Origin of the sequence: Rothia sp. HMSC069C01 (assembly GCF_001814655.1) — a bacterium.
In the GTDB taxonomy this organism is placed as follows: Bacteria; Actinomycetota; Actinomycetes; order Actinomycetales; family Micrococcaceae; genus Rothia; species Rothia dentocariosa.
This window is the reverse complement of the sequence record NZ_KV817379.1, coordinates 88,371-105,389: the sequence shown is the minus strand read 5'-3', so window position 1 is coordinate 105,389 and position 17,019 is coordinate 88,371. Positions and strand designations below refer to the sequence as shown.

General features: G+C 58.4%; 16 protein-coding genes. 13 read left to right on the top strand and 3 right to left on the bottom strand.

Annotation, left to right across the window (positions count from 1 at the left end; all coding sequences use genetic code 11):
- Nucleotides 1-60: 60 nt before the first annotated feature.
- Genes HMPREF2981_RS01060 through HMPREF2981_RS01050 form a run of 3 tightly spaced genes read left to right on the top strand, consistent with a single transcriptional unit; the run spans nucleotide 61 to nucleotide 1,592 of the window.
- Nucleotides 61-570 (top strand): DUF4244 domain-containing protein, encoded by a 510-nt coding sequence (locus HMPREF2981_RS01060; protein ID WP_070660026.1) that lies wholly within the window; start codon nucleotides 61-63, stop codon nucleotides 568-570.
- Between the two features lie 57 nt (nucleotides 571-627).
- A complete protein-coding gene (locus tag HMPREF2981_RS01055) occupies nucleotides 628-1,050 on the top strand; it encodes a TadE/TadG family type IV pilus assembly protein (protein WP_070660024.1) in 423 nt (140 codons plus the stop codon).
- Nucleotides 1,051-1,052: 2 nt separating this feature from the next.
- On the top strand, nucleotides 1,053-1,592 hold the full coding sequence (locus HMPREF2981_RS01050; protein ID WP_070660020.1) for an Rv3654c family TadE-like protein: 540 nt from the start codon (nucleotides 1,053-1,055) through the stop codon (nucleotides 1,590-1,592).
- A gap of 58 nt (nucleotides 1,593-1,650) precedes the next feature.
- Here HMPREF2981_RS01050 and HMPREF2981_RS01045 read toward each other — a convergent pair whose 3' ends face one another.
- Complete coding sequence (locus HMPREF2981_RS01045; protein WP_070660395.1) at nucleotides 1,651-4,176, bottom strand: DEAD/DEAH box helicase; 2,526 nt, start codon at nucleotides 4,174-4,176, stop codon at nucleotides 1,651-1,653.
- Between the two features lie 162 nt (nucleotides 4,177-4,338).
- Between HMPREF2981_RS01045 and HMPREF2981_RS10505 the strand changes: the two genes are divergently transcribed.
- The 3 genes from HMPREF2981_RS10505 to HMPREF2981_RS01035 are packed head-to-tail and all read left to right on the top strand — an operon-like array spanning nucleotide 4,339 to nucleotide 5,982.
- Nucleotides 4,339-4,560 carry a hypothetical protein gene (locus HMPREF2981_RS10505; protein WP_083313834.1) on the top strand — a complete coding sequence of 74 codons (222 nt, stop codon included), beginning with the start codon at nucleotides 4,339-4,341 and terminating at the stop codon, nucleotides 4,558-4,560.
- Between the two features lie 4 nt (nucleotides 4,561-4,564).
- A complete protein-coding gene (locus tag HMPREF2981_RS01040; protein ID WP_004005468.1) occupies nucleotides 4,565-5,479 on the top strand; it encodes an oxygen-dependent tRNA uridine(34) hydroxylase TrhO in 915 nt (304 codons plus the stop codon).
- The gene (locus tag HMPREF2981_RS01035; RefSeq protein ID WP_037235796.1) at nucleotides 5,476-5,982 is read left to right on the top strand and encodes a GyrI-like domain-containing protein; all 507 of its coding nucleotides are present in this window, start codon (nucleotides 5,476-5,478) and stop codon (nucleotides 5,980-5,982) included. Before HMPREF2981_RS01040 ends, HMPREF2981_RS01035 begins: the two co-directional genes overlap by 4 nt.
- Before the next feature lie 10 nt (nucleotides 5,983-5,992).
- Here HMPREF2981_RS01035 and HMPREF2981_RS01030 read toward each other — a convergent pair whose 3' ends face one another.
- Nucleotides 5,993-6,457 (bottom strand): pyrimidine dimer DNA glycosylase/endonuclease V, encoded by a 465-nt coding sequence (locus HMPREF2981_RS01030; RefSeq protein WP_048754221.1) that lies wholly within the window; start codon nucleotides 6,455-6,457, stop codon nucleotides 5,993-5,995.
- A gap of 367 nt (nucleotides 6,458-6,824) precedes the next feature.
- On the opposite strand from HMPREF2981_RS01030, the gene HMPREF2981_RS01025 reads away from it, so the two are divergent.
- From HMPREF2981_RS01025 to HMPREF2981_RS00995, 7 genes are all read left to right on the top strand, one after another.
- A complete protein-coding gene (locus HMPREF2981_RS01025) occupies nucleotides 6,825-7,316 on the top strand; it encodes a hypothetical protein (protein ID WP_070522179.1) in 492 nt (163 codons plus the stop codon).
- 425 nt (nucleotides 7,317-7,741) lie between these two features.
- The gene (locus tag HMPREF2981_RS01020; protein ID WP_210398807.1) at nucleotides 7,742-8,821 is read left to right on the top strand and encodes an LLM class flavin-dependent oxidoreductase; all 1,080 of its coding nucleotides are present in this window, start codon (nucleotides 7,742-7,744) and stop codon (nucleotides 8,819-8,821) included.
- Between the two features lie 118 nt (nucleotides 8,822-8,939).
- On the top strand, nucleotides 8,940-10,667 hold the full coding sequence (locus tag HMPREF2981_RS01015; protein WP_004005454.1) for a DUF7059 domain-containing protein: 1,728 nt from the start codon (nucleotides 8,940-8,942) through the stop codon (nucleotides 10,665-10,667).
- Between the two features lie 98 nt (nucleotides 10,668-10,765).
- Entirely contained in the window at nucleotides 10,766-11,203 is a 438-nt protein-coding gene (locus HMPREF2981_RS01010) for a pyridoxamine 5'-phosphate oxidase family protein (RefSeq protein ID WP_238382334.1), read from the top strand.
- Between the two features lie 216 nt (nucleotides 11,204-11,419).
- Nucleotides 11,420-14,221 (top strand): type I DNA topoisomerase, encoded by a 2,802-nt coding sequence (gene topA, locus HMPREF2981_RS01005; RefSeq protein WP_004005452.1) that lies wholly within the window; start codon nucleotides 11,420-11,422, stop codon nucleotides 14,219-14,221.
- Between the two features lie 243 nt (nucleotides 14,222-14,464).
- On the top strand, nucleotides 14,465-15,436 hold the full coding sequence (locus HMPREF2981_RS01000; RefSeq protein ID WP_004005451.1) for a Ppx/GppA phosphatase family protein: 972 nt from the start codon (nucleotides 14,465-14,467) through the stop codon (nucleotides 15,434-15,436).
- A gap of 226 nt (nucleotides 15,437-15,662) precedes the next feature.
- Nucleotides 15,663-16,226, top strand: coding sequence for an SMI1/KNR4 family protein (locus tag HMPREF2981_RS00995; protein ID WP_004005450.1), 564 nt, complete (start codon nucleotides 15,663-15,665; stop codon nucleotides 16,224-16,226).
- Between the two features lie 226 nt (nucleotides 16,227-16,452).
- Here HMPREF2981_RS00995 and HMPREF2981_RS00990 read toward each other — a convergent pair.
- Nucleotides 16,453-17,019 (bottom strand): pentapeptide repeat-containing protein (locus HMPREF2981_RS00990; RefSeq protein WP_210398806.1); only part of this gene is annotated, 567 nt, incomplete at its 5' end.

The following is a 17,019-nucleotide window of genomic DNA, read 5'->3' as shown; positions in this document are numbered from 1 at the left end:
ACGTTGCACCAAATCTACCCACAAAAATTATCAAATAACACTATATGAAAGGAAACAACGATGACTGTTGTACACTCTGCTCCCGTTCTGCACACCATGCACAAGGGAATTCAGGAATGCCTTGAATCCTATGCCCACACGGAAGAGAACCCCGTACTTTTGGGACAGGCACTCGACGAATATACGAACATGTACCTGCAGCAGCTTGAACCGCATCTTGCTCAGCAGCTGGCGCAGGCGCTCGCCGCCGGCTGCACCCTTGAGGAATGCGCCGCAGAATGCCGTTCCCTGAGCGAGCACGAGGAACTTTTCGCGGAAATTCGTAAGGGCGAAGATACCGAATTGCAAGAGATGACCTCACCCACCGACGAGGTTGAATACGCGGACGAAAACGACCCGGAGGAGGGCGCCAGCACCGCCGAATACGGCATCGTAATGCTCGCCGCCGTCGGTTTTGCCGGTCTGCTGGTCGCCATTCTCAAGTCCGACGAGATTCGCGGCATGCTCGTAGATATGGTCAAGAACGCCCTTGCAACAGGCGGTTCAGGGCTGACCTTTGGGCTTTTCTAAACCGGTACTACCCGTGAAAACCGCGAGAGCTGCCCAAACCCCACGAAAGGAACGTCTATGAGGCTTATACACCGCATGATGCGCGCCTGGCGGTTACGCGCACGTGATGAGGGCGCCGTGACTGCCGAATTCGCGGTCGCTCTGCCCGCCGTGATCGCGGTGCTTGCGCTCTGTCTCTCAGCGGCAGCGGTGGGAATAGCCCAGTCGCGGCTCGAAGAATCCTCGCGAGTCGCGGCGCGTGCCTTCGCGCGGGGAGACAACCTCGCCGCCGTGCAGCATGAAGTTTCGCGGATAGACCCCAGTATTAACCTGCAGGTGCAGACCGTGGAAGAAACATCGGGGGCGCGGCAGGTGCGGGTTCAGGTGGAGCGTGCGGCGCCGGGGGTTATCGGCTCGGTAACCGGCTGGAAGCTGCAGGCCACCGCGACCGCACGGGTTGAGGGCGGCTCGGATAACGCCACGACGGCTGGTGGCGAATAAACATGGTCACGCCCAGTTTCATCTGGAATGCATGCGTGCCGCCGTTTGCCAAACCGCAGTGCGAGGCGGTTGATCGGCCACAGCCGACCGAAAACCCGGAGGAGGGGAGCGGCACCGTACTCGCGGTAGGCATTATCGCCGCCCTGCTGATCCTGGCAACCGTCATCATCGGTTTTGCCGGGGTAAGCATGGCGAATCGGCGGGCGGCGCAGGCGGCAGACCTGGCGGCGCTCGCCGCGGCGGATGCGCTGCGCGGCATCACCCCTGGGGACCCTTGCGAAATTGCCGCCCAGATAGCGCGCGATAATAACGCCAATCTGGTGGGATGCGCCCTCGCGGACCGCCCCGAAACCGTGGATATTCGGGTGAGCTCTGCCGTGCACGGGCCGTTCGCTTTCCTCGGTGATGCGCAAGGTACATCGCGTGCCGGTGCGCCGCATCCGGACTCTGGGGAGGGTGCACCCGATGAGGGATTATCCGGCGACGAGATTCCCGAAAACGCTCCCTCTGACCGATCTGCTGAAGAACCGAAAAGCCCATAAAATCCGGCTGATGAGATCGATAGGAGGTGTTAGTCAGACCTCGTGGAATGCTCTAGCCTTACAGCATGTCCCGTTCTGCGTCATCGAGTGAGTGCAGCATTACCCGCAGTAGGTTTTGTGCGCCCGCCTTGGAGAGCGGTTCGTTGCGGTTGCCGCATTTGGGGGACTGTACGCAGGAGGGGCAGCCGCTCTCGCATCCGCAGGAATCAATAGCGTCCAGGGTTGCGCCCAGCCAGGTGCGAACCGCCTCAAACCCGCGCTGGGTAAAGCCTGCTCCGCCGGGTGCTGCATCGTACACGAAGATGGTGGGGCGTTCCGTATCGGCGTGGTACAGGGTGGAGAGTCCGCCTAAATCCCAGCGGTCGCAGGTCGCAATCAGCGGTAGCAGACCGATGGCGGCGTGTTCTGCGGCGTGCAGGGTGCCGGGTGCATCGGGTTCGGTCACACCGGCGGCAAACAGGTAACTTGGCTCGAAGGTAAACCAGATAGCCTCGGTCATCAGGATGCTCGGCGGCATCTCCATCGGCTCATCGCCCAGGTACTCACTGCCGTACACCGAGAACCGTTGAAAGCCCATAACCTGATCGGTCACCTGAACCCGCCCGCGATGCATCGTCAGACCAGCAGCACCGGGCTGGGCGCCGTCGAACTCGTACCGCACACCCGCCTTTTCCTGCAGAATCTTCACCTCGGTCGCCTCAATCGCCCGCGTGTAATAGTCGGGGTACACTCGCGAGAGCAGAATAACGCGCGCCGCTTCATCCAAGGACTCCACCAGGTATTGGGCGTTCTGGTGAATATAGATAGCCCCCGGGTGACCCTGAGTCATCGCCTGCGCCGAATCCATCGTGCCGATCAGCGAACCATCCTCGGCATCAATCAGCTGATAGGGACCACCGCCGGTGGCACGCAGATCCACCAGATTCGTCGCCGACTCCGCGTGCGTCCAATACCAGCCATCCGCCCGGCGGCGCAGATAATTCTGCTGCACCAACCGGTTAAGCAGAGCCTCAGTATGCTCGCCGAACAGCGAAAGCTCCTCGGTACGCAGCGGCGACTCCGCCGCGGCAGCGCACAAATGCGGCGAAAGCACGTAAGGGTTCGTTGGGTCGAAAACGGTAGCCTCCACGCTCTGCCCAAAAATCGCCTGCGGATGATGCACCAGGTACGTATCCAACGGATCGTCCCCGGCGATAAGCACAGCGAGCGCATCCTGACCCCCGCGACCGGCACGCCCAATCCGCTGAATAAAGGATGCGCGGGTTCCGGGCCAGCCCGCCACGAGCACCGCATCCAGCCCGGAAATATCGATACCCAGCTCAAGCGCAGAGGTACTTGCCAGCCCGAGCAGTTCGCCGGTGCGCAGCCGATGCTCAAGCTCACGGCGTTCCTCGGGCATATACCCCGAACGGTACGCCGCCACCCGATGCGCCAGCCCCGCCTCGGTCTCGTCAAGGTAGCGCTGCGCTCGCTGGGAGATCAGCTCGGCACCGCGCCGCGACCGGGTGAAGGCAAGCGTGCGGGTGCGTGAGAGTACCAGGTCGGTGAGCATTTGGGCGCCCTGTTCGATAGCGGAGATACGCTGTGGCGCCTGCTTTTCCGCCTCGGAACGGGTGTCGAAGGCGCTCGCGCCGGCGGCGAGCTTATCGGTCACCTGCGTATCGGGCAGGAACTCCGGTTCCCACAGGATGACGGTGGATTCTCCACGTGGTGCGGTCGATGCGGTAATCGCGTCAACGTTCCCCTCGGGCACTCCAATGAGCTTGGCGAAAGACTCGGCAGGGTTCGCGCTCGTGGCGGATGCCCCGTAGAATACCGGGCTCACCCGGTACAGCGCGCAGACTCGGCGTAGGCGGCGCAGCAGATTGGCGATATGCGCGCCGAACACGCCGCGGTAGCTGTGCACTTCGTCAAGCACCACATAGCGCAGCCCGCGCAGGAAGTTTGCCCATTGCCGGTGGTTACCCAGAATCCCGTAGTTGAGCATATCCGGGGTGGTGAGCACAAAATTAGCGTGTTCGCGCACCCACCGCCGCTCCTGCGCCGGGGTGTCGCCGTCATAGGTGGCGGCGTTGAGCCCGGGCAGGTGGTAGGCGGTGATGGCGTTGAGCTGGTCGGCTGAGAGTGCCCGTGCCGGTGAAATATATAGAACGTTCGCTCTCTGATGAAAACCTGTGGAACCTGCATCCGCTGCCGTGGTGCTGAGCGGTTCACGGTGCGCCCCGCGGTAGAGAGCATCGAAGGCGGGCATGAGGTAACTCAGCGATTTTCCGGATGCGGTACCGGTCGCTACAATCACGTGCCGCGCCGTTGTGCCCGGCTCATCGTGCCCCTGCCCGGCTGCTAGCCCGAAGGAGAGCCGGTGCGCGTCTTCGGTGAGTGCAGCATCGAATGCACAATGCGCTGCCTGTGCCGCCTGCACCTGGTGGGTGTATGGTTCGTGCACGCCCAGCGACTCGAAAGCCTCAATCACGCGCGGGTGCAGCCAGTGCGGCCACGGCGAATACTGCCCTTCACGTGCGGGAATGCGGTGCACATGAGTGATTTGCGGGGGCAGCGAACCGTCGCCGGGGAGTTTGGGCATAAGCCTGCTCAGCTGTTCGCGAAGGTTCTCGTCGGGGCGCGAGGCAGGGGAGAACCCGGGGTGCTCATCAGCCGGGGAGTCGCAGGAAGGTTCGGGGCGCATCACACCATTGTAAAACCTCGGGTACGGTAAACCGGCGTGGGCAATCGCAGGGCGCCCGGTATGTTCCATCCACCCCAGCAGGCAGGCATTCGCTACCAGAAAATGGCGAAACCAGCCGGTGCGATGGGGCAGAAAAACGACGAGACATACCTCATGGTGAAGAAACCACATGCAATCCATCATCGCGGGCGCATCCCGCGGGAGAACAGGGATTATCGGCCACGTTACGGGACGAGTTCCGCCGCCACGGCACACACGATGTACCCAGAAAGCGTAAAATAGGAGGGTGGCTCAGAATCGAATTATCTTGTATTACCAGTTTGCCCCCATAACCGACCCCGTGGCGGTCATGCTCTGGCAGCGTGCCCTGTGCGAGAAGCTCGGTTTGCGCGGGCGCATCCTCATTTCCAAACACGGTATTAACGGCACGCTCGGCGGCGAAATCAGCGCGGTTAAGGCGTACACCAAAGAAACCCGCCAGTACCCCGGCTTCAAGAACATGGAATTCAAATGGTCTGAGGGCGGCGCCGAAGACTTTCCCCGTCTTTCGGTCAAAGCGCGCGATGAAATCGTGGCGTTCGGCGCTCCCGACGAGCTCAAGGTAGACGAAAACGGCGTGGTTGGCGGTGGCGTGCACCTCAAACCCGAAGAGGTAAACAAGCTTGTAGAAGAACGCGGCGATGAAGTCGTCTTTTTCGATGGACGCAACGCATTCGAGGCCAAAATCGGTAAGTTCAAGAACGCTGTGGTGCCTGATGTTCGCACCACCCATGACTTTATTCGCGAGATCGAATCCGGTAAGTATGACGACCTGAAAGATAAGCCCGTCGTCACCTACTGCACCGGCGGTATTCGATGTGAAATCCTCTCTGCCCTCATGAAAAACCGCGGTTTTAAAGAGATCTACCAGATCGACGGCGGTATTGTGCGCTACGGCGAAAAATACGGCGATAAGTCCCTGTGGGAGGGCTCGCTCTACGTATTCGATAAGCGCATGCACATGGAGTTCACCCCGGATACCGTCACGATCGGTCAGTGTGAGCGTTGCTCGGCACCGTCTAATAAATTTGAGAACTGCTCGAATGAGAGCTGCCGCGAACTTGTGCTCCTGTGCCCCGAGTGCGCCACCGATGATGCGAAACGCCGCTGCGTGCCCGAATGCGCGGCTGATCGCCAGAGCGCCCACGCTGGTATCTCATGAGCGAGTCCGTACAGGCGCCCGTGACGGTTTCACCCGCGCGCATTGAGAAACACGGCTCTTTGCTGGTCGCGGGAGTATCCCAGGTGTATAAGCTGGGGGACGATTTCACGCCGCTGTGGGATGAGCTGAATCAGAAGGCATCCCCGGCGATGCTCGATATTCTGGCGGTCACCCAGTACATTGGCGTGTGCACTCAGCCCAGTACCGACGGTTTCGTGCGCTACACGGCCGGTATTTTGGTTGATGACCGCGCCTCGGCACATAAACTTGGGCTGGGGCTGCTGGAACTTCCTGCGAGCACCTACGCGGTGGTTGAGGTTACCGGGCCGATTTCGCGGTCTATCCCGGCAGGTTTTGAGAGCTTTGAGCGTGAGTTCTTCCCGGCGCATCCGCAGTACCGCCCGCTAGGCGGCCTGGAGGTGTACGGTCGCGGCGATATGCAGGCGGCAGACTACACGATGGAACTGTGGGTTCCGCTGCTAGAGGTTCCTGCCTCAGCATAAAGCGCTCCGACTAGAACTCCTTGGTCTTCTCCCAAGCCTCTATTTCGCCGGGGATCACCGCGAACACGGGGTGCACCGCGGGCTTACCGGCTTGGGTGAATTTCGCGAGACGCTCGGTAAGAATAGGCTCCCAATCGACATCTCGCCCGGCAACTTTGTGCGCTAAAAAGCTCAATTCATAGGCAAGCTGACCCTCGGTCACGGGAATAGAGCTCAGGTTCTTACCCCGCTCAGCGGCGATCAGCGAACGGTTGAAGGAGTACCCGCGCAGATGCGCCTCATCGGCGAGCCCATGCAGATAAGACCCAATAGCCTCTACCGGCTGAGAATGCGCACGAAACCGAATGAGCTGCGGGTGATTCGTGTACCCTCGGGTGAGCCCGCGCAGCACTTTCTGCGCAAGCAGGCTCTCACGCCAGCACGCGATCAGGGCGCGACGGTCAAGAAGGGACGGGTGGGCAGACCAAATACGCATCCACCCACTATACCGCCGCAGACCTGCGCTCTTAAGTAAAACAGCAGCGGTCCGCCCAAAAATTATTGAGGTCGGGTGTACCTGTGGGGCGCTCGCATCTGAACAGGATTCGAGCGCCCCACAGTGGTGTAGATGCTTCTAGGCTACGAGTTCCGCGCCGTGACGTCATGGTCAGCGAGATCCACTGTGACAGAGCGTTGCCATTATGTCATGACCTGTCTTATATCGAGTATTTCCTAAAATTCAGGTGCATCTTGAAGAGCCGAGTACCAAAGTATAGTTATGAAAATACGTTCGATTTACATCATAAAAACTTATTCTGATGCTAAACTTTACGTACCTTTCCGCCAGTATATGAGGGAAATCGATGCTTGTTGCCACCGTTGTCGCTGAAGCGATGTTTTGGGCATGCCTGGTGTTAGGCTGCGTATTTCGTTATACCTTGAAGATGCCCAGAACCGGAATCGTATTATTAGTGGCAACCCCGGTGATCGATCTGTTATTGCTGGTGTTTTCTTATATCACGCTGAGCCAGAGTGGCGCGGCAGAATTTATGCACGGATTCGCGGCCTTCTATATCGCTTTCTCAATCGTTTTTGGTCGGAGTATTATTCACGCTTTCGACAGGAAATTCTCTGGCTCCGCCCCGGAGGGGGTTGCGGTCAGCAGCGCTCAGCAGTTGAGAAAATGCGTGGCGGCGTGTCTGATAGCGGTGGCTTTGCTTATCGCCGGGATTTTTGTGACCGGCCTGAAGGGTAGCTTCTGGCTTGTGTATTGGCTGATCGCGGTGGCGTTTACGCCGCTGATGTGGTGGGGCGTAGGGAAATGGTATGAGCGCAAGGCGAGTAAAGAATCATAAAGCGTGTTTTCCAGGAAACACCTGTCGGCAGGCTCGCGACAAACCATCGCTCCCGGATTCACGTCATCTGAGGCAAGCAGTTACGACAAAAGCAATGTCTGTAGTACCTGTGCCTAGAAAATAATGAATCATATGGTTTTTCTGCCGGGGTCTTATACATAAAAGATTTGAACGAGGTATGGATATGCTAAGGATAGAAGAAATGCACATTCGTTACCTTGAGGTAAGTATTGCGCGTAAAAAATATAAATGAATCATTACCTAATATGTCGCATATATTTTATGTCGAAAAGCGTATTGACTAGTAGTTATATAAGTGGTTTTACTCATATTATTTAAAGCTTGCTCTGTAAAATAAATAATTGTATGCTGAATGCTCATACACGAGGAAATACCCCTTGTAGGGCAATACGAAAGGCATAACAATGAACGCATCAGACACTCAGAAAACCGAACTTGCGGTACAAAATCTTGAACCACAGCCGGGCACAGAGAAAAAACTTGGTTTTCTTTCTTTTGGGCACTGGGCCGAAATTCCCGGTTCGCGCGTGAACAGCGCATCCGAATCTTTGCACCAGGCTATCGATTTGGCGGTAGGCGCCGAAGACATTGGCCTAGACGGTGCTTTCTTCCGCGTGCACCATTTCGATCAGCAGCAGGCAACCCCGTACCCGCTTCTGTCTGCTATCGCCGCTAAAACCAGCCGCATTGAGCTTGGTACCGGCGTGATCGACATGCGCTACGAGAACCCGCTGTATATGGCCGAACTCGCCGCGATGGCCGACCTGATTTCTGCCGGGCGCCTGCAGCTGGGTGTCTCACGCGGCTCGCCCGAATCCGTTATCCGCGGTTTCGAGAGTTTCGGCTATTACCCCGCCGAAGGTGAAGATGAGAGTGCGATGGCACGCCGTCACCTCGACATCTTTATGAAGGCTATTCGAGGTGAGGGCATGGCACCCTCCGCGCGGGTGCAGGGCAAGTACGCCCCCGTGCAGCCGCAGTCGCCCGGTCTGAGCGAGCGCATATGGTGGGGCGCGGGAACTGACAGCACCGCCGTGTGGACCGCACAGCAGGGGCTGAATCTCATGTCTTCAACGCTGATGCTCGAAGATAAAGGTGTGCCTTTCGATCAGCAGCAGGCAGAGCAGATTCGCCTTTACCGCGAGGAATGGGTCAAGGCTGGGTATACCCGCGTGCCGCGTGTTTCGGTTTCGCGTTCGGTGATCCCGATTATTGATGCCGATTCGGCGCGTTATTTTGGTCGTCGCGCGCAGGAAGATTCGCAGGATTACACCGGTATTATCGACAACACCTTCTCGCGGTTTGGGCGCAGCTATATTGGCGAACCCGATCTGATTGCCGAAGAACTCGCCCGTGATGCTGCCGTTCAGGCGGCAGATACCGTGCTGTTGACCGTGCCGAACCAGTTGGGCGTGGACTTCAACCTGCGGATGCTCGAATCCATTGTGAAGGACATCAAACCTGCGCTGACGGTGAAGGCATAGCGGAGTCCCGCCCCCAAGATCGAGTGGGAATAACACGAGCAGGTAGTATTTTCCTACTTGCTCGACCAAAAACCACCTGCTCGCGGCGTTAAGAAACGGGGCGCTTAGAATGGGGAGTATGGCTGATGAACTGTACTCCCGCATCCCCGACACCCCCATAAGCGACGATACCGCCCGGCTTGAGCGCATCCGGGGCGCCCTTGAGAGGCTTAACTACAGCTACGACGGGGTGCGTGACCTGCTGGGGGAGCGCGCTTTTGAGGCAATGGCGCGCGACCAGGTTGTGCCCGGCACCTGGCGGGTACAGAACATCCTTGATGATGCACACACCACCGACCCCGACCGCCGCCTGGCGCACATGATCGGGTTTTTCCTGTTCGCACGCACTCTAACCCGCATGGAACTTGCCGATGCGCTCGGCGGCGAACCCGCGCTTAACGACTTTATCGCGGCAAACCTCGTGGAACCGGCGGAGTCAGAAAATACCTGCACCCCCGAGAACCCCGGCGAAGCGCCGCATTACCGCGCCGTGTTTGACCTGCGACCGCATTCGGCTGACGACGGCACCGAGCTGTGGGTGGCCTCCGATTTGGGGGCGCATCAGCGACCCGGGGTGCTGCGCAAAGATCACGTGCTGGGTATCGGGCAGGCATCCCTAACCCTGGCACAGATTACCGAGCGCACCCCCGTGGCGCGTGCCCTTGACGTGGGGACCGGATGCGGTATTCAGACCTTCCACCTGCTCGCCCACGCAGACCACGTGACGGCCACCGATATTTCGCCGCGCGCCCTCGCCTTCGCCCGATTTAACCTGCTGCTGAATGCCCCCGCCCTGAAACTCGACCCGCAGAACCTTGAAGCACGCGTCAGCCTTCGACAAGGCTCTTTGCTGGAGCCCGTGGCGGGGGAGCAGTTTGACCTTGTGGTCTCGAACCCGCCGTTCGTCATTACCCCGCGCCGCGCAGACGAAAGCAGCGACGACCAGTTTACGTACCGTGACGGCGGGCTGCCCGGCGACGATATTGTCAGCACGCTCATTCGGCGCATCCCCGAGGTTCTGGTGCCCGGCGGGCGCGCCCAGATGCTCGGCAACTGGGAAATTCACCGCGACAACACAGGCGAGGCGCAGCCCTGGGATGCTCGCCTGCGCACCTGGTTCGCCGAATCAGCCACCGGCACTCCGAGCGAAGCGTGGGTAATTCAGCGCGAAGTGCTCACCCCCGAATCCTATGCGGAAACCTGGCTCAAAGACGCGAGCGAAAACCGCGACCGTGACCACTACGAGAACACCTACCGAGCCTATCTCGACGACTTTAAAAACCGGAACGTTCATTCTATTGGGTTCGGGATGCTCTGGCTCCGCCGCCCGGCACACACCACCGAAACCGCACCCCTGAACCGGTTCGAGGACATCACCTACCCCATAGCCCAGCCCATCGCGCAAAGCATCACCGAGGCCGTGGCACGCTTCGACCGCCTCACCGCCCTGACCGATCAGGCGCTCGCCGAAACCCACCTCGTTCTCGCCGAAGACGTGACCGAAGAACGCCACGGCCGCCCCGGCGCCGAGCATCCAAACGTGATTCTGCTGCGTGCCGGATCCGGGCTGTGCCGCACAATTCTGCTCTCAACCGAAACCGCCGGATTCGTCTCCGCATGCGACGGCGAGCTGAGCATCGGGCAGATTTTAGGTGCGCTCGCCGTGCTTCTCGGCTGGGAAGACTACACGCCGGATGCGTGCGCCGCCTTCGGCACCGAGAACGAGCATCCGCGTGACACCCTGCTGGTCGCTATTCGAGAACTCATCGAAAAAAGTTTTCTGCACTTCGCAGACGAAAACAGCTGACCCCCGGCACCCCAGCGGCGGACCCGTAAAACACGCCTTTGCCGCGCCGAACATCACAAATTTTGGCACGAAGAAACCCCTACACTAAAAGAATGACTATGCAAGACACCCCAGACACCACCAAGAAAATGAGCGCCGAAGACTGCTGGGCGCGCCTGCAGGCCAACAATTTAGGGCGACTCGTGCTCACCGACGGCAATTTTGTAGACGTGCTGCCGGTCCTCTACGGGGTAGCCGACCACGAAATCTACCTGCGCACCACCCGCGGCGACCGTTTCTCCGCCGTGGTCATGAGCCGCCGCGTCTCCTTTGAAATCGACGAGGAATTAGAGAACGGCATCCGCTCCGTGATCGTGCAGGGCGTGGCGCACTGGCTGCCGCCCGAAATGACCCCGCCGCTCGTGCACACTTTCGGTCTGCGCCACTACGAAAGCGGGCACCTCATGCAGTGGGTGCGCATTGTGCCGCGCAAAGTGTACGGCCGGGAATACCCGCTTCTTCCCGCCCAGGGCGAAGGGTATTTTCCGTACAACTAATTTCGCCCGCCAGCTCGCCTAAGACCCATATCTACGGTTGCCAACTTAATACAGACGTGCATAATAACTGGTATCGTTGCATCCACACCCTTAATCCAAACACAAGCTGTAAAACGTGATAAGACACATGCGTGATAAGCGCACCTAATAGGCGTAACCGCCAGAATGTGCGCTATTGTTGTATCGCATCTACACCACACAATTATGAGGAGAGCCGTGCCCACCAAGGCAAAGAACGGAAAAGCGCTGCTGATCGTTGAGTCACCATCGAAGGTGAAGACTATCAGCGGTTATTTAGGAAACGAATTTCTGGTGGATTCGTCCATGGGACATATTCGTGACCTGCCGCAGCCTTCCGAACTGCCCGAAAACCTGAAAAAGGGCCCGGTCGGCAAGTTCGCGGTCAATATCGACGACGATTTTGACCCCTACTATGTGGTTAACCCCGACAAAAAGAAAAAAGTCGCCGAACTCAAACGCAAACTCAAAGACGTTGATGCCCTCTACCTCGCAACCGATGGTGACCGCGAAGGTGAAGCGATCGCCTGGCACCTCAAAGAGGTTCTGAAACCCAAGGTTCCCGTCTACCGCATGACCTTCCCCGAAATCACCCGCGAAGCCATTGAACGCGCCTTCGGGGAACTGCGCGATATTGACCTGCACCTGGTCGATGCTCAAGAAACCCGCCGCATTCTTGACCGTATCTACGGTTACGAAATCTCACCCGTGCTGTGGCGCAAGGTCGGTCGCGGGCTATCCGCGGGCCGCGTGCAGTCCGTGGCAACCCGCCTCGTTGTTGAACGTGAACGCGAACGCATGGCCTTCGTCGCCGCCAACTACTGGGATCTGACCGGGCATTTCATCACCACCAGCAACGAGGGCTTTGACGCCAAACTTGTGGCGGTCGACGGCACCCGAGTTGCCACCGGTAAAGACTTCGCCGACGACGGCACCCTCACTTCCACTAAGGTCACCCACCTCTCAGAAGCGGATGCGCGCACCCTCGCCGAAGCCCTCACCGCCGCTCCCTTCTCGGTGCGCTCGGTCGAAACCAAACCCTATAAACGCCGCCCCGCTGCGCCGTTCACCACCTCAACCCTGCAACAGGAGGCGGCACGCAAGCTGCGCTTCTCATCGCGCGTGACCATGCAGGTTGCCCAGCGCCTCTACGAGAGCGGCTACATCACCTATATGCGTACCGACTCGGTGGCACTCTCAGACCAGGCCGTGAAGGCGGCACGCCGCCAAGCCTCCGAACTCTACGGCACCGAATACGTGCCCTCCGCGCCGCGCACCTACGCCTCCAAGAGCAAAAACGCGCAGGAAGCGCACGAAGCAATCCGCCCCGCAGGTGACGCCTTCCGCACCCCCGACGCCGTGCGCGGCACGCTCTCCAACGACGAATACCGACTGTACGAGCTGATCTGGAAGCGCACCATCGCCTCGCAGATGGCAGACGCCACCGGTTCGACCGCATCCGTGCGGTTAGGGGCAACCGCATCCAACGGGCGCGATGCCGAGTTCGCAGCATCCGGCACTGTCATCACCTTCCGCGGCTTCCTTGCCGCCTATGAGGAAGGTGTAGACGCAACCCGCCTGGCAGAACGCGACGCCAAGAACGCCGAGAAACGCCTGCCCGCGCTCGCGCAGGGCGACTCGCTCACCGCCGAAAAACTTGAAGCCGCCGGGCATGAGACCCTGCCCCCGCCACGCTACACTGAGGCTTCGCTCGTGAAAACTCTTGACGAGCTGGGCATTGGGCGCCCTTCCACCTACGCCGCCGTGATTTCAACGATTATGGATCGCGGCTATGTGCAGGTGCGTTCCGGTTCGCTCGTGCCTTCGTGGACCGCGTTCTCGGTGGTGCGCCTGCTCGAAACCAGTTTTGGCCCCTACGTGAACTACGAGTTCACTGCGCAGATGGAAGAAGACCTTGACCGCATTGCCCGCGGCGAAGAATCGCGCGTGGAGTGGCTGGGCGACTTCTACTTCGGCGGCGGGGTGCAGAAGAAACGCGGGCTCAAGCCGATCGTGGATAATCTGGGCGATATTGATGCCCGCGATATTAACTCGATCCGCATTGCTGACGGCATTGTGCTGCGTGTAGGTAAATTTGGTCCCTACCTTGAGGCTGAAGGCACCGTCAATACCGAAACCGGTGAGGTATCTGACCCCGTGCGTGCCAACGTTCCCACCGATTTGGCGCCCGACGAGCTGACCGCCGAGAAGGCGAAAGAGCTGCTTGAGCAGGGCAAATCCGATGGGCGTGTGCTCGGTACCGACCCCGCCTCCGGGAACCAGATTATCGCCCGCGACGGGCGCTACGGCCCCTACGTCACCGAAGTTATCGAAGAGATGACGGAGGAGCAGATTCAGGCCTACCTGGATGCGCAGCCCACCGAATACTACAAGAACGGCAAACCCAAGCCGAAGAAGAAACCCAAGCCCGCTAAGCCGCGCACCGCATCGCTCTTCAAATCGATGGATTTGGCGACCGTAACCCTAGAGGATGCGCTCAAGCTCTTGAGCCTGCCGCGCGTGCTCGGTACCGATGCGGAAGGCAACGAAATCACCGTGCAGAACGGGCGATTCGGCCCGTACCTGAAGAAGGGCACCGACTCGCGGTCGATTGGGTCTGAAGAAGAAATCTTCACGATCACCCTTGAACAGGCGCTCGATATTTATGCGCAGCCTAAACAGCGCGGACGCGCCGCCGCTAAGCCCCCGCTCGCCGAGCTCGGTGTAGACCCGAACAGCGAAAAGAATATCGTGGTCAAAGACGGACGATTCGGGCCGTACATTACCGACGGCGTTACCAACATTACGGTGCCGCGCTCGGAAACCATCGAATCGCTCACCCATGAGCGCGCCGTCGAACTGCTTGCCGAAAAGCGCGCTAAGGGGCCTGCGAAGCGTAAGACTGCGGCGAAGAAGACGACCGCCAAGAAGAGTACCGCGAAGAAAACGACCGCTAAAAAGTCCACTACTGCAAAGAAGACTGCGGCTAAGAAGGACTAGTCCTTTCTTCTTCCCAACAATACGGATGCGCTACTCACGAAAGCGTGGGCTACGTATCCGTATTGTTGCGCTTGGCAAGATTTACATGGATGCGCGACTTGCGCTCCCTAGCCTGTGCGTCCATGTGTGACGGGCGAACTCGCGCAGACCCGGCGGTGGATTGCGCGCATCATGCGGCGACGTGTGCCACACTTAATGAAGTTGTACGTTATCCCGGCGGTGGCTGGGGGATAGGAGCGCGCCGTGCGCCTCGGTGTTCTTGATGTTGGCTCAAATACTGTTCACCTGTTGTTGCTTGACGGCCACCCGGGCGCCCGCCCCGAGCCGTATGCTTCGCATAAGATTCCGCTGCAGCTGGTGCAGTATTTGACACCGTCGGGCGATATTTCTGATGAAGGCCGCGCCGCGTTGACCGAGTTCGTGAAGTCTGCGCGCGATTTCGCCATTGAGAATAATGCCGAAGACCTGCTCGCCTTCGCGACTTCTGCTATTCGTGAGGCCGGTAATGGTGCCGAGGTTTTGCAGTATGTGCGGTTGAAGACCGGCGTGAGTTTGAGCGAGATTTCGGGCGATCAAGAGGCCGCTATCACCTATTTCGCGGTGCGCCGCTGGCAGGGGTGGGGCGCGGGGCGCATCCTGAATTTTGATATTGGGGGTGGGTCTTTCGAGTTCTCCACGGGCACGGATGCCCTGCCGGATGCGGCAATGTCGGTTCCGTTGGGCGCCGGTCGCCTGACCCGCGAGTTCTTTGATGAACAGCCGCCTTCGCCGAAGCAGACGAAACGGCTGCGCAGGTATGTGCGCGAGCAGATTGAGCCGGTGGCGCAGCGGTTGCTGGCATTTGGCGAGCCGAACATGGTGGTGGGCACCTCGAAGACGTTCCGGTCGTTGGCGCGTATTTGCGGGGCGGCACCGTATTCTGCGGGGCCGCATGTGAAGCGTGAAATGCATGTGACGGATTTGCGCCTGTGGACTCGCCGCATGGAGGCTATGGCTCCCACCGAGCGCGCTGATTTGCCCGGTGTTTCCCGGATGCGCGCCGACCAGGTTCTCGCCGGTGCGATGGCGGCTGAGGCTGCGATGGAGATGTTCGGTATCGAAACGATGCGTGTTTCCCCCTGGGCACTGCGCGAAGGTTTAATCTTGAGGCGCCTAGAGCACCTGGCGGAGGGCACCAGCACGCCGCTGGATCCGAAGACTTTGGTGGGGGAGTAAAGGCGTTTTGAGCGCTGAGCCTACCTGACACCTTGGCCAACCTGTCGGAAATCCCGACAGGTTGGCTCTTCTAACAGCTCTCCCTCGGCATAGATGTTTTTCAGGTGGGTGAAGGTATAGTCCACCCGTAACTTTAGGACTGCTGGGAGACAAAACAGCGTGCAGTGGCTTGTACAAAGGCTCGCGCTGACCCTGTGAAACCGATGACCTATTTTGAGGAGTTTTTGTGCCCATCTATACACCTGAAGAATACCCGAGTGTGATCGAGCGTATTAAGGCTAAAGTTGCTCAGAAGAATATCGACCTGGGGCCTACCGTTTCGGAGACGGAAATTGCTGCTTTTGAGAGTGCCTGCAATACCCGCCTGCCGCAGGCGTACCGGCTTTTTCTGCTAGAGGTTGGTGACGGCTGGAACGACCCGGAGACGGAGGACATCAGCACCGGTTCCATTCACCGGCTCGCAGAGATTGAGCGCAAAGACCTTTCCCTCCCGATGACGCTCACGGACGGCTGGCTTTGGGAGGATGAGGAGGACGAAGAACAGCTGAGTGATGAGTCCTTTGAACATAAGCTGGGGAACCAGGGCGTTGAGCTCATGGATGAAGGATGCGGCATGACCTATGAGCTGATCACCGCCGGGCCGTGCGCTGGTGAGGTGTGGAGCTTTTCGGATGTTGGCGTTAGCCCCTGCTGTGAACGCCAGGACTTCCTGGGCTGGTTTGAGCTCTGGCTAGACAGCGACGGTGACCCTGACTATTTCAAGGATTATGTCTACAAAGAAGATGAATAGTATATGCCACAGGGGTTTATCGAGCTCTGTGTGAGGTCCTGGTTTTGATGTGGTTGGAGCACATCTAGTGAAGATACTAGTACGCCACTAAGCCTGAAAACTTTGGTGGTGAAGTAAGGACGAGCGGATGCATAAGCCGCCGGTATTTTCGTGTACTAGGGGAGAGCTGTAGAGTTTTGGGGACAGCTATTAAAGAAATAGCTGTCCCCAAAACTCTACAGGTTGATTAGCTCTCTGTATCTTCTGCTGCTACGTCTTCCACTTTTACTGTGGTAGCTTCCTCCCACCATTCATAGAGCTCTTTGTTAAGAGCTTGCAGCTTTCTCGAGAGTTCTGCTTTCTCTTTGGGGTCTTTTATCTCACGAAGTTCATTATTTATTTTTTCTATTTCTTGGAACTTATCTGCAAGGTATTCCTTCTGCTCTGAAGTAAGGAATTTACAGCCAAGAGGTAAGCCTTCGGAATCTAGATTAATAGGATAACCTTTATCTATATCTACTGTGAAATCATTATTATGTGACCCAAAAAGCGTATTCTTACGGTTCTTCTTGTCATAAAATTGAGGGGCGCGGTTTGTAAAACAAGAAAAGCTGTTACTGTATTTGTCTTTACCAAAATAAGTTTCACTATAAAAAATAGACCTGCTAAAGTAAGCCCTGCCCTGGTAGGTGGAGTCGCGGAAGTCAGCCCAATCTGTGTAGGTGGAGTTGCGGAAGTCAGCTCCGCCCTGGTAGGTGGAGTTACGGAAGTCAGCCCAATCTGTGTAGGTGGAGTCGCGGAAGTCAGCCCAACC